Origin of the sequence: uncultured Granulicatella sp. (assembly GCF_963528315.1) — a bacterium.
In the GTDB taxonomy this organism is placed as follows: domain Bacteria; phylum Bacillota; class Bacilli; order Lactobacillales; family Aerococcaceae; genus Granulicatella.
Genome location: NZ_CAURVV010000012.1, coordinates 31,445 through 44,776, shown reverse-complemented (window position 1 = coordinate 44,776; position 13,332 = coordinate 31,445). Strand labels below are relative to the sequence as shown.

The window sequence follows — 13,332 nt, the reverse complement described above, 5'->3', positions numbered from 1 at the left end:
CTTGTTTTATTTTTAACTGAGAAATCATTTCTTGTTCTAACATGATATTCACCTCTCTAATAGGCATATTTTAACACAAAATAAAAAGGCTAAGTATTTCTACCTAGCCTTCTTGCATTATTTTCTATCTTAAGCTTTTTGGTTTTGATAACACTTCACTTGCGACAATTGCTTTTTTCCATTGTAAGTGATGTTTCAAGACTCGGTTTTTCTTTGTATAATTTGTTGCACTTTTGACGGTTTCAACGACTAAATCGCCTTTTGAGCCCATATGTTGAACTTCTTCTTCCTGTAATTGGATGGCTTCCATTTCTTCTACAAAAGCTCGAAGAGATTCTAATAATTCTTCTGGTAAATTCGGATTATTTAAGTATAATCGTTTTAATTTTTCAGTATGAATTAAAATGGCACTTCTTCTCATCGTATCAATTTCTTCTGGAGAAATAATCGACACTCTTTGAATGAGTTCCTTATCAAATACGGATAAAGAATAGTCCTCTGGTGAAAATTGTTGAAACACTTGTACCATCTTTAAAAATTGTTGTCTCATTTTCTCTGTATGGGATAATGTTGCTTTTGTTTCTGGCATCTCTTCTACTACAACATCTACCACTTTTTGATTTTTGGGATGATGAGGTTTAGAAGGCGCTGGTTTATCCGAAAAAGAATGATTAAACCAATCGTGCAGTTGGTCAAATCCATGCTCTTTACTTTTCATTTTTAAATTAATAAAACTAGCAACAGACATAATCACAAGGATCAATATATACAAGAGAAAGAGTACTATATTCATGATTCACTCTCAACAGAAGATTTGCTAATCGCTTCTCTCATATCTGTATCTGATTGAATATTTTTCAATTGATAATAGTCCATGACTCCAAGCTTTCCATTACGAAGAGCTTCTGCCATTGCTAATGGAATTTGCGATTCAGCTTCTACAACTTTTGCACGCATCCGTTGTACTTCTGCTAACATTTCTTGTTCTTGCGCTACGGCAAGAGAACGACGTTCTTCAGCTTTAGCTTGTGCAATTTTCTTATCTGCTTCTGCTTGTTCTGCTTGTAATTTTGCTCCAATATTTCTACCGACATCAACATCTGCGATATCAATGGATAGAATTTCATATGCTGTACCTGCATCCAATCCTTTTCTCAAAATCGTTTGGGAAATAGAATCAGGATTTTCTAAAACTAATTTATGGTGAGCTGCTGAACCAACTGTGGTAACAATCCCTTCACCAACACGAGCAATAATCGTTTCTTCGCCAGCACCCCCAACTAATCGTTCAATATTGGCACGTACGGTTACTTTTGCTTTTGCTTGAACTTCAATCCCGTCCATCGCAACCCCTGCAATAACCGGAGTTTCAATAACTTTTGGATTAACAGACACTTGAACGGCTTCAAATACATTTCTACCTGCTAAATCAATAGCAGCCGCTTGTTCAAATTCTAAGTCAATATTCGCACGTTGAGCTGCAATTAATGCGTCAATCACTACATTGACATTCCCACCTGCTAAATAATGGGCTTCTAATTCATTAATATCAATTTTTAGCCCTGCTTTTGTTGCTTTAATCATTGGACGCACAATATATTGAGGAGCTACTCGACGTAATCTCATCCCTACTAATGTGCCTACTCCAATTTTTACATCAGAAAAATACGCTGTAATCCATAATCCAATTGGTACAAATCTAAAAAATAACATCACTACTGTTAAAATTAGAAATAGTATCACAATGAGTCCAATGACTCCAGCTGGATTATTCAATAACCCTTTTTCTAACATGTTACTCCCTCCTACTGATTATTTGTTCTCCAATGCTTGTACGACAATTTTACTTCCTTCTACTTTGACAACTTGTATCATTGTATCTTCTGGAATGACAAATCCCGTACTGACAACATCAACGATTTCGCCATTTAGTTCAGCCTTTCCACTTGGACGTAACACCGTCAATGTTTTCCCTGTTTGATTGAATAAATCGTCATATACTTTTGAGGTTGAATAGCCTTTTGATTTGTTCAAAGAAGAAAGTAAGACTAATCCTTTCTTATGAGAAAAATGATTTCCTCTTTTTACCAATAAAACTAATAAGACTATTGCCAACAATAGTGACATTAAGATTAAAACGACTAAATCCATGACAGCCTGGTTTGCCCAGTACATCCCCCCTATGACTAATACTGTTCCTAACACTCCTAAAGCACCAATTCCTGGAATTAATACTTCAAATCCTAAAAATAGGAAACCAAATACAAATAGGATGATAACGAAGAAATTCCAGTATGGATGAAGGAAAATGTAGGTTGCAAAACTTATTACTGTTATAACGCTACCGAGTAGGTTCCATTTGGAGAACAAAGAAATAAAAACACCCATGACAGCTACAAACAGTAATAATAAGTCTACATACAAAAGACCACCCCCATTCGTTGCCATCATTATAGCACTTTTCTTTTTAAATACAACCAAATAATTCTTATGAAATGCTTAAATTTAAAGGATGAAAACCATTTCTGAAATTACGATGAATAGTCTTCCATTTGTGCAAATTCTTTTGCTTGTTGTAGTTGTTTTTCAAACAAATCTATATCAATAAATCTCGCTTGACGAGCAAATTCTTTTTCTCCTACAAACACAATCGCAACGGGAACTGTTAACACTTGATACTGACTTGCCACTTCAGGATGCTGCGTGACATTAATGATTTCTAACGCTACTCCTTCTTGCTCTGTGACTTCCTCGACTCGTGGCTGTAATGCATGACAAACACCACAAGTTTCGCTTCCTAAATAGATTACTTTAATATTTTTCATAAACTCACCTCCCCTATAGTGTAACATTTTTAGAAAAATTTTCTTGTAAAATGCATTTCTGAATAGAAAATACTTAACAAACCTAGCTTCCATCTGTATAATGAAGAATGTCTTATAGATATTTTTAGAAAGTGAGTGAGAAAATGGGACGTAAATGGGCTAACATCGTAGAAAAGAAAACTAAACTCGATGCTAACAACAGTAAAATTTATGCAAAATTCGGAATTGAGATCTATGTAGCAGCAAAACAAGGTGAACCAGATCCACATTCTAACCAAAAATTAAAATTCGTAATTGACCGTGCTAAAACTTATAATGTACCTCGTCATATTATCGAACGTGCAATTGAAAAAGCTAAAGGTGGCGGCGATGGCGATTACCAAGAATTACGTTATGAAGGATTCGGTCCTAACGGTTCTATGATTATCGTAGATGCATTAACAAACAACGTAAACCGTACTGCTGCAGACGTTCGTGCTGCTTATAGCAAAAACGGCGGAAACATGGGTGCACCAGGTTCTGTTACTTATTTATTTGACCATACAGCAATCTTCGGTATTGCAAACAAAGATGCAGACGAATTATTAGAACAATTAATGGAAGCAGAAGTAGACGTTCGTGACGTTGTACAAGAAGACGACCAAGCAATCGTTTATGCTGAACCAAACGACTTCAACACAGTTCGCACTGCATTAGAAGGATTAGGAATTACAGAATTCACAGTATCTGAAATCGAAATGATTCCTCAATCAGAAGTAACATTAACAGGTGATGACTTACGTTTATTCGAACGTATGATTAACGCTTTAGAAGATAATGAAGATGTTCAAAAAGTTTACCACAATGTAAACTTAGAAGACTAATCATTGCTGATTTTTTCAGAATAGAACAAAAGTCTGTCCTAGGAGAGTTTCTCCTGAGACAGACTTTTTTGATTAGTTAGACATCATTTAAAAATTATCTTTGTTGTTTTTTCTCTATTCTTCTGACGAAAACTCCACCTATTAAGCCTAGGAATCCTAACCACGTTGGAAGCAATTCTGCTTGTCCTGTTTTTGGTAATTCATTTGAACGGATTTCTTCGTTATTATTTTGTGGCGTTTCTTTTTGAGAAACTAATGTTTCTTCAGAGTCTTTCTCTGTACGTTCAGAAATCTCTGTTGAAGAAGTAGTAGGTGATGTTACAACTCTTTCTGGTAATATTGGTTGTACTTCTGGTTCGCCTTTCTCACTCACAATACCTTCTGGTAATGCTGGCCTTACTTCTGGTTCGCCCTTCTCACTTACAACTCCTTCTGGTAACGCTGGTCTTACTTCTGGTTCGCCTTTTTCACTTACAACTCCTTCTGGCAACGCTGGTCTTACTTCTGGTTCACCTTTTTCACTCACGACTCCTTCTGGTAATGCTGGTTGTACTTCTGGTTCGCCTTTTTCACTCACGACTCCTTCTGGTAATGCTGGTTGTACTTCTGGTTCGCCTTTTTCACTCACGACTCCTTCTGGTAACGCTGGTTGTACTTCTGGCTCGCCTTTTTCGCTTACAACTCCTTCTGGTAATGCTGGTTGTACTTCTGGTTCACCTTTTTCACTAAAGTATTCCACAAAGTCATAAATAACTGTTTTTTCATTTTCATCAACTGTTCCCGTTTCATGTGCTGAAGTAGTACGATGCCCTTTGTAGAAATAAGACTTACCATCTTTTTGAAGCAGTGTTCCCGCTTTAGGAGCAACAGACGTATATTCATCCCCGATAGAAGCATCTTGTTTTAAGACTTTCCCTTCTGCTAGTTCGGTAGTTGTTCCTTCTAACATATATTTTGCAAACACATTTCCACCAGAAGCTAGTGTATAGACATAGGTAATTTCAGTATTTCCCGCTACTACGTTTCCTTTTTCTATAGGAGAACCCTCTTTCAGTCCTACTAGTTTATATTTTTTACCATCTTTGGTTATTTCTTGTAGTTTTACCTTTGTAGCATCATATGAAACATCTTTATTAGTTGATGTTGGTGTTCCTACTACTACTTTATTATTGTCCTTATCTAGATAGTATTTAGCTTCTGTAGATGATATCACTGCGTCTTTAACAACATCTGCAGTTTCTTTAATAGAAGTTCCATCCGCTAATTCATACTTAACAATAACACTACCTTTATTTTCAGTCGTTTCTGTTTCTTCTTTTGCATAAATGTTTTTAACATTAGTTAGTTGATCACTAACATGGTAGGCACGGGTTGGTTGATATAAATTGTAATAATGGATTTCACTATAAATAGGAGCAGTAACTGACGCATGTTCATCATATTTAGTAGGGGCGTTAATTCTATATCGAACTCCATCTTTTTCATATTCTTTATATAATTGACCTAATCCATATTGGTATCTAGTAACTTCATCATTATATTTCGTACCAAAATAGCCAAATCTATAAGCTAAATACGTTTTTTCTGGTTGATTAGCATCATCATCTTCACTAGGATAATAATAATCTGTACTCTTATCTCCTAATTTAAAATCCACATTTACTTCAAACACATTTTTTACAAAAGTTGCATTTGTCGGAACTTGGTCTACATACTGAATTGCTTTATGAGCCTCTTTAAACTTCGTGACAGTTGCTTTTTCACTCTCGTAGTTAGCAGTCTCTTTAAATTCTTCAATATTTCCAACAAATTTTGGTTCTACTTTATCTCGAGAATTTTTCCATCCTACTGTAATTTCTTTTTCGCCAAACATTTCTTTTAACTTAGTGATATATTCTGTCACATCATGATATTCTACAAATTTCCCATTTTCTCTTATATAACCATTAAACTCCTGATGTACAGAATAAGTAGGACGATTCTTATTATCTACTGCATCTTTATTTAATAATGTAACCTTATAGATTTCTTCCCATGTCTTTTCTTTTTTAGGGTTAGTGACATCTTCGTCTTTTAAATCTCTTAATCTCTCATCTAAAAGATTGTTTAACCCCTCTTCTAATTGTTTTTCATTAAAAACTGTCCCTACTGTATAAGCTGCTTGTTCGGTTGCTGTAGAAACAGAGTCTTTTAATGCTACCTCATTTTTTTCAACAACTAATATAGTATCTCCTTTTTTAATTCCTCCATCAGTTGTTATATTTTCTTTTGTAAAATCTTTAGCATTATTTTCGCCTTGTTTAAATGTTTCAACAACCCAAGAATCATTTGCTGTAGTTGGTTTAGTAGCAAGAACATACTTCCCATATTTTCCTTCATCAGTTTCAGAAACTAACCAAATCCGACTACCTTCTTTAATATTATTATAACGAATACTTCCATCTTCATTATGCAAGTTGCCAGGATTTGCATGTACTGTAATATCATTGAAAGTTGTTTCCTTAGTAGTCCCCTCATGTTTATCTACTTCTGTATCAATCTTATGATATTTTTTTCCATCCTTATCTAAAACTTTATCAGCTTCTTTGATTTTAGTTAAAACATCATTATTTAAATCTGCTACATTTCCTTCATAACGTTTCCCAAAAAGTCCACGAATTTTATAGTTCATTGTGCTACTAGAAGTTTTTTTATCACCAACAGAGATTTCTACATCCGATTCTTCTTTTAGAACTTCACCTTCTTTTGTGACATAAGAAATTTTTGAATCCTTAAAGGTATCTTCTCCTTGTTTTTTTATATGTTCCTTTTCAACTCTATCTAAATTATATTTAGCCCTATCTTCATTTCTACTATGATTTGTTTTATACGCATCTTCCGTATCTGCTCCAGTGTAACTCAATCCACTAAACACATGCATTTTTGGCATTGTATAACTACCTGCGCCATTACTCAACGTTTCCATTTCCACACTATCTTTTGTAGGTGTTACTGTAGTTTCATTAGCTGTATTTACAGTTTCTTCAGCCAATACCGGACTAGCTCCAACAACCATCATCCCTAATAAAACTGATGCCACACCAATTCCTTTATATTTACGTAATGAATATTTTTGAATTTTATCTGAAACTAATTTTTTCATAAAAGCCTCTTTTCACTATTCTAAATTGTTATATAAATTTTATATTGTATCTCATTAATCATATCATTCTATTTTTTAGTTATCAAATAGTTGTACAATTTATTCACAAATATTTTTTTAACATTAAAAAGGGATTTTTCCTAAAAAATTACTGTTATTTTAGCGTTATGTATAAATTTCATTATTTATTTATTGATAAATATTTTTCCGAAACTTCTTCTATTGAATACTTCTTCACAAAATCGATCGTATTATTCAATGTAATTTCATTTTTTAATTCATATAATTGTTTAATAATAGTTGCTAATTCTTCAGGTGAATCAAATAGGCAAACATCTGAATTTTTAGCAGCATAATATTGATGCGCAATTTCCACATTAGATAACACTGGAATTAACCCAAAACTCATTGCTTCGACACAAGCATTCGCAAATAATTCTTTTTGTGAAGTGGAAATATACCCATCATGTTTCCAATACGGTACTTCATCAACATATCCAACAATATGAATATTAGAAGGTAACTTTTCATACTGTTCTTTTAATTGAGTCAAATCTCCCCCATATAAAGATACTTCAACATTCATACCTTCTTTTTCCAATAGTCTAAACGCTTCGATAATCCATTCTACTCTCTTCACTTGACTCATATTCCCAGCATAACAATACGAACGAGGATTGCTTCTCTTTGTAACTACAGAATCATTTTGAGGAGCATAAATTGGTGGCATAAACCAAGTATGATAGCCTAAATCTTGTAAAATATCTGATAAAACTTCAGAAGCAACTAAGTATCGTGTTTTTCTTCTTAAATTATGTGCTGGATCTTTCAATACATTATTATGAATATATTCAAAATAATGTCGGTTCGTATTTTCCACAAAGCGCCATAACTTTGGTGTGACTATATTATGCTGATCTCGAATCAAAATATCATTCTTATCTGTAAGAGTCATTAATACTTGAATCAATAAATCCTCGTATGTGAGCCATTCTCCATCTTTGTAATATAAGTAATTATCCTCCATCATATAAATAGGAGTCGGTTCTTCTTTTGGTTTATAATACCTAGCTCTCAAAGCAACAGAACCATCCTGGTTATACCATTCTAATTCCTCTTTTTTATTTTTCTTTAAAAATAAGCCCGAAGTAAAATATAATGTTTCTTCTTCTAATTCCATACTTGCTACAAAGCCATTTATAACGGTCATTTCCCCATTTGGATATTTGTCTATAATATCAGAAGGGCGAACACTTAATTCATCATGTCCAATATCTGACTGATAATGAGAAACTGATATTAATTCATCCCGTTGAAATCCTATTTTTTCATATCCTGCCTTCCAATCAGGTCGTACTTGAGGATGCGTTAAAATATAAAGATGTCCCCATCCTAAATATTCAGCTATTTTCTTTCTTGATAATTGAGAGGACTCGAACCCATATTTTTTAACATTTTCTTTCCAAATCCCTGGATGTATCGTAACCATTTTTACCATAAAAGACTCCTCGCTTCTTTGATTCTAATCTACTTTTATTACTCTTAATTACCCATATATTACCATAAACAAAATGAAATTGATGTCATAAAAAAGAGGACTTAACATATAGCCCTCAAATTCTTCTATTCTATTTATTTTTCCAAATTCGATAATTTATTGTTACCTCACCTATAATCATTCATCGACAAAGCTTTCCTTAGATAGACTAACTGTCATACAAAAAATAAAACCCTTACAAAATTTAATTATACATCAATTTTTTCTGAATGATAAGTCTGTTTTTTTACTAAAATGATAGTTTAAAATATTGATAAGATAGGAAAACTAGACACCTTATCAGAATGGAGATGAAAAAAATGAGTAAGTTTTTATTTAGTAATTATTTATTTTATGGAGCTTTTTTCGGCGTAGCAATAGTACTTCTTATATATTATTTCTTACCTGACTTTTTCTTGTTATTTGTTCATCTATCTACCATTTGTTTTTATCTAGCATTACTGTATGCTTTTTTAAAATTTGTGTTCAAAAAGATCAAAAATAAACCTTAAAATGTTACTTATCACAGCTTAGATTGTGATGGTGTTACTTTAGATTTGAATTAGCAGTCAACAATTTCTTGCTACCCGAGGTGATTATAAATGGTAACATTATTTGTGTTTGTTATGGGTTTGATTTCAGTCACAATAAGTATTGTATTAGTCTATAAAAAGAAAATTCAAGAATTTAATCCAATGAGTTTTTTAATATTTGTATTAATATTGATATTTATTTTAGTTGTAGTTTCCATGAAATATTGAAGCGATTCTTGGATAAGTTTTCCTTAATGGTCATCATCGTCATTTCACTTAGTAGAGGCGATGGCATGGTATATAAATGTTAGGAGGAATTGATATGAAATTTTATGAAATAATCATCTGTATTACTTTTATATTTTTAGCCTTATTAGTTTGGTTTACCAATATTCTCGATTCATTTCCATTTCTTAAACCAGTAATTGTTATATTTTGTATTGCTAGTTTTTACTACAATGTTATATTCCCAAGAAACAAAGACATGGATATAAAATAATGAAGGAATAATTGAAGCGACCTCAAAAAATTAAACTTTTTGGGGTCGCTTCATCTTTTTTATTTTTCCAATTTAGATAATTTATGATTCAATCGCAATGCGTTTAGCACAACTGATACGGAACTGAAACTCATCGCAGCTCCTGCTATCATTGGACTTAATAATGGACCTCCAAAGAAATGTAAGACACCCATTGCTACTGGAATTCCAATTACGTTATAAATAAATGCCCAGAATAAGTTTTCTTTAATCGTCATCATTGTCATTTTACTTAATTGAATGGTTTTAGCCACTAATCTTAAATCATCTTGCATCATCACCATATCGGCTGTTTCAATGGCAACATCTACTCCAGATCCAATCGCAATTCCGACTGTTGCTTTGGCAAGTGCAGGAGCATCATTAATCCCATCTCCAACCATGGCTACTTGATAGCCTTCGTCTAACAATTGTTGGACAACACTTGCTTTTTCATTTGGTAATACTTGGCTATATACCGTCTCAATTCCAACTTCATTCGCAATTGCTTTGGCTGTTTTTTCATGATCTCCTGTTACCATTCTAACTTGAAGTCCTAAAGCTTTCATTTGTTGAATTGCTTCTTTACTAGTTGCTTTAATTGTATCTGCAACTACAATAATTCCCGCTACTTGTTTTTGAATGGCTACAAACATTGCTGTTTGTCCTTGAGAAGCTACTTCATCAATCACTGTGTTAAAATCATCCACCGCAATTTCTTGATTTTGTAATAATAAATGATTTCCTAGTAATACTTCTTTCCCATCTACAATCCCTTGAATTCCCATACCAGAAATAGATTGGAATTGTTCAATTGGTAAAACATCAAATTTTTGTTTTTCAGCTTCTTCCACGATAGCTTTCCCTAATGGATGTTCAGAATGTTTTTCAATAGAAGCTGCTACTTTTAGCACTTCTTCTTTTGAATAATCATTGAATACTTGAATATCGACCACTTTAGGTTTACCATTTGTAATCGTTCCTGTTTTATCTAGTAATACAACTCCTACATGTCCAGCTTCTTCTAAAGCTGCACTACTTTTAATTAAAATGCCTCTTTTAGCACCGAAACCTGTTCCTACCATAATGGCAGTTGGAGTTGCTAATCCTAATGCACATGGACAAGCAATAACTAATACAGAAATCATCACGGTTACGACAAATTCAAAAGATTCTCCACCAATCAATCCCCAATAAAGTCCTGCTAAGAGAGATAATCCCATCACGATTGGAACAAAAATTCCGGCTACACGGTCTGCAATGGCAGCAATTGGTGCTTTAGAGCCTTGCGCTTCTTCTACTAAACGAATAATTTGAGATAAAGTTGTGTCTTTCCCAACTTGGCTTACTTCAACTTGGAATGAACCAGTTGTATTCAACGTAGCACCGACAACTTTACTTCCTTCTTTTTTGAAGACTGGTACACTTTCGCCTGTAATCATGGATTCATCAACAAAGCTTTCTCCAGAAATAATAACCCCATCCACAGGAATTTTTTCACCTGGTCGTACGAAGACTACTTCTCCAATTTGTAATTCCTCTACTGGAACTTCTACTTCTTTTCCATCACGAATAACTGTCGCTACTTTTGGAGATAAAGCGACTAATGATTGAATCGCTTGAGAAGTTCTTCCTTTTGTTAAAGTTTCAAAATATTTTCCTACAGTAATAAAAGCTAAAATGACCGCTGCAGATTCTACATAGAGATGCATCACATAATGATACTCTCCAGCTAAAATACGAATCGTACTCCATACACTATATAAAATGGCAGCACTCGTTCCCAATGCAACTAATGAATCCATATTCGGATGCTTTCTAATCAATGCCTTAAATCCATTCACAAAATAACTACGACCCACCCATAAAATAGGAGTTACTAAAATCAATTGCGTTACAGAAAATACAATTGGATGTTCCATCGGCTGTAAGATTTGTGGAAGAGGAAGTCCAATCATTTCACCCATCGCAATATAAAGTAATACAATGGCAAACACACCTGATACCCATGCTCTTACTTTAAGTGATTGTAATTGTTTTTCTTTTTTAATCGCTGTTTTTTCTAACACATCTTCTTCATCATTTATCAATATAGCCTGATATCCAGCTAGAGAAACAGTTTCCATAATTTTTTGTACATCTGCTTCCTTTGGATTAAATTGCACCATCATTTTTTCAGTCGCTAAATTCACATTGGCTTCCTTAACGCCTGGAAGATCTCGGACAACTTTTTCAACCGTACTAACACAACCAGCACATTGTAATCCTTCTAATGCAAATTCTTCTTTCTTCATGATTAACAACACCTTCTTACTATTATGCTAATTCAGCTTGATATCCTGCTTTGGATACAGCTTCTATAATTTTTTGTTCTTCTACTTTATCTTGTTGAAATTCTACAGTCAGCTTTTTAGCTTCTAAATTAACAGTTGCTTTCTCAACACCTTCAACAGCACTCACTGCATTTGCAACAGCTTTCGCACAACCTGAACATTTTAATCCTTCTACTTTAAATTCTTTTATCATTAAAAAAACCACCTTTCTTAAATTTACATTTGTAAACTTCATAAATTGATTATACCTCTTATTTTAAAAAAGTCAACACAAAAAAAAGGAAGACTAAAAAATCTTCCCTAGAAATGTTATTCTGCTAATTCAGGACGAACATTAATTACTCGACCTTCTTTTTTCCATTGACGGAATTCTGCTGCTGCTGTGAATAAAACATCTGTTGATGAATTTAAGGCAGTTTCACAAGAATCTTGTAATACCCCAATAATAAATCCAACCCCAACAACTTGCATCGCAATATCATTTGAAATTCCGAATAAGCTACATGCTACAGGAATTAATAATAATGATCCACCAGTTACTCCAGAAGCACCACATGCTGCTACTGTTGATAATACGCTTAGTACTAACGCTGTTAAAAAGTCCACTTGAATTCCTAAAGTATTAACGGCTGCTAATGATAATACTGTAATTGTAATTGCTGCGCCCGCCATATTAATGGTTGCCCCTAAAGGAATTGATACTGAATAGCTATCTTCATCTAATCCTAAATCTCTACATAATTCCATATTTACTGGAATATTTGCTGCTGAACTACGAGTGAAGAAAGCTGTAATTCCACTATCTTTTAAACAACGGAATACTAATGGATATGGATTTTCTTTAATCATAAAGAATACAATAATTGGGTTCATAATTAATGCTACAAAGAACATACTTCCAACTAATACCATAATTAACTCACCATAAGTTGCAAATACACCTACTCCATTTTCTGAAACAGTTGTATAAACTAATCCCATAATCCCAAATGGCGCAAAGCTAATCACTACTTTAACAACATAACTTGTTGCATCTGCCACTTGTTGTAAAAATGATTTTGTTGCTTCATCTGCTTTGCGGAATGCAAATCCAAACACAACTGCCCAAGATAAAATACCAATATAGTTTCCGCTCATTAAAGCATTCACTGGATTATCTACTAATTTTAAAATTAAGGTTTGTAATACTGAAGCAATTCCTTCCGGCGCTGCAATTTCTGATACAGTGTCCGTTAATGTTAATGTAATTGGAAATGCAAAACTAACAAGAACTCCCACTAACGCTGCTGCAAAAGTTCCGAATAAATATAAAACCACAATTGATTTCATATTTGTTTCATGTCCTTCTTTATGTTGTGCCAAAGCACTTAGTACAATAAAGAATACTAATAATGGTGCGATTGCTTTTAACGCACTTACGAAAACTGTCCCGATAGTTCCTACCGCTACAGCTTGAGGAACGAAAATTCCTAATAAAATACCAATAATCATACCAATGACGATTCGGTTAATCAAACTTAATTGATTCCAAAAATTTAATGCTTGTTTCATCTTCTTGCCCCTATTCTCTTAATATAGCGAC

Annotated in this window: 9 protein-coding genes and 1 pseudogene; 2 read left to right on the top strand and 8 right to left on the bottom strand. The window is 33.5% G+C overall.

Features of this window, described 5'->3' with window-relative positions:
* Positions 1 to 124: 124 nt before the first annotated feature.
* From RYK07_RS04500 to RYK07_RS04485, 4 genes are all read right to left on the bottom strand, one after another.
* Positions 125 to 718 carry a hypothetical protein gene (locus RYK07_RS04500; protein WP_314852593.1) on the bottom strand — a complete coding sequence of 198 codons (594 nt, stop codon included), beginning with the start codon at positions 716 to 718 and terminating at the stop codon, positions 125 to 127.
* A 71-nt stretch (positions 719 to 789) separates the two neighbouring features.
* Positions 790 to 1,794 carry a flotillin-like protein FloA gene (floA, locus tag RYK07_RS04495; protein WP_314679634.1) on the bottom strand — a complete coding sequence of 335 codons (1,005 nt, stop codon included), beginning with the start codon at positions 1,792 to 1,794 and terminating at the stop codon, positions 790 to 792.
* 18 nt (positions 1,795 to 1,812) lie between these two features.
* Positions 1,813 to 2,451 carry an NfeD family protein gene (locus RYK07_RS04490; RefSeq protein WP_314852592.1) on the bottom strand — a complete coding sequence of 213 codons (639 nt, stop codon included), beginning with the start codon at positions 2,449 to 2,451 and terminating at the stop codon, positions 1,813 to 1,815.
* Between the two features lie 80 nt (positions 2,452 to 2,531).
* Positions 2,532 to 2,825 (bottom strand): thioredoxin family protein, encoded by a 294-nt coding sequence (locus RYK07_RS04485; protein WP_314679638.1) that lies wholly within the window; start codon positions 2,823 to 2,825, stop codon positions 2,532 to 2,534.
* Between the two features lie 143 nt (positions 2,826 to 2,968).
* Between RYK07_RS04485 and RYK07_RS04480 the strand changes: the two genes are divergently transcribed.
* Entirely contained in the window at positions 2,969 to 3,688 is a 720-nt protein-coding gene (locus RYK07_RS04480; protein WP_314076628.1) for a YebC/PmpR family DNA-binding transcriptional regulator, read from the top strand.
* A gap of 94 nt (positions 3,689 to 3,782) precedes the next feature.
* Here RYK07_RS04480 and RYK07_RS04475 read toward each other — a convergent pair whose 3' ends face one another.
* Together RYK07_RS04475 and RYK07_RS04470 are read right to left on the bottom strand one after the other, a co-directional pair.
* Entirely contained in the window at positions 3,783 to 6,830 is a 3,048-nt protein-coding gene (locus RYK07_RS04475) for a YSIRK-type signal peptide-containing protein (protein ID WP_314852591.1), read from the bottom strand.
* Positions 6,831 to 7,011: 181 nt separating this feature from the next.
* Entirely contained in the window at positions 7,012 to 8,328 is a 1,317-nt protein-coding gene (locus RYK07_RS04470; RefSeq protein WP_314852590.1) for a glycosyltransferase family 4 protein, read from the bottom strand.
* Between the two features lie 894 nt (positions 8,329 to 9,222).
* Between RYK07_RS04470 and RYK07_RS04465 the strand changes: the two genes are divergently transcribed.
* The gene (locus RYK07_RS04465) at positions 9,223 to 9,399 is read left to right on the top strand and encodes a hypothetical protein (protein WP_156902298.1); all 177 of its coding nucleotides are present in this window, start codon (positions 9,223 to 9,225) and stop codon (positions 9,397 to 9,399) included.
* Positions 9,400 to 9,458: 59 nt separating this feature from the next.
* Here RYK07_RS04465 and RYK07_RS04460 read toward each other — a convergent pair.
* Positions 9,459 to 11,943 (bottom strand): annotated as a pseudogene (locus RYK07_RS04460) (heavy metal translocating P-type ATPase).
* Positions 11,944 to 12,059: 116 nt separating this feature from the next.
* Positions 12,060 to 13,301, bottom strand: coding sequence for a serine/threonine transporter SstT (gene sstT, locus RYK07_RS04450; protein ID WP_314852587.1), 1,242 nt, complete (start codon positions 13,299 to 13,301; stop codon positions 12,060 to 12,062).
* Between the last annotated feature and the right edge of the window lie 31 nt (positions 13,302 to 13,332).

Bases quoted from the DNA above. Each gene is read 5' to 3' on its own strand.
- RYK07_RS04500 (WP_314852593.1), bottom strand. From the start codon at position 718: ATGAAAAGTAAAGAGCATGGATTTGACCAACTGCACGATTGGTTTAAT.
- floA (WP_314679634.1), bottom strand. From the start codon at position 1,794: ATGTTAGAAAAAGGGTTATTGAATAATCCAGCTGGAGTCATTGGACTC.
- RYK07_RS04490 (WP_314852592.1), bottom strand. From the start codon at position 2,451: ATGATGGCAACGAATGGGGGTGGTCTTTTGTATGTAGACTTATTATTA.
- RYK07_RS04485 (WP_314679638.1), bottom strand. From the start codon at position 2,825: ATGAAAAATATTAAAGTAATCTATTTAGGAAGCGAAACTTGTGGTGTT.
- RYK07_RS04480 (WP_314076628.1), top strand. From the start codon at position 2,969: ATGGGACGTAAATGGGCTAACATCGTAGAAAAGAAAACTAAACTCGAT.
- RYK07_RS04475 (WP_314852591.1), bottom strand. From the start codon at position 6,830: ATGAAAAAATTAGTTTCAGATAAAATTCAAAAATATTCATTACGTAAA.
- RYK07_RS04470 (WP_314852590.1), bottom strand. From the start codon at position 8,328: ATGGTAAAAATGGTTACGATACATCCAGGGATTTGGAAAGAAAATGTT.
- RYK07_RS04465 (WP_156902298.1), top strand. From the start codon at position 9,223: ATGAAATTTTATGAAATAATCATCTGTATTACTTTTATATTTTTAGCC.
- sstT (WP_314852587.1), bottom strand. From the start codon at position 13,301: ATGAAACAAGCATTAAATTTTTGGAATCAATTAAGTTTGATTAACCGA.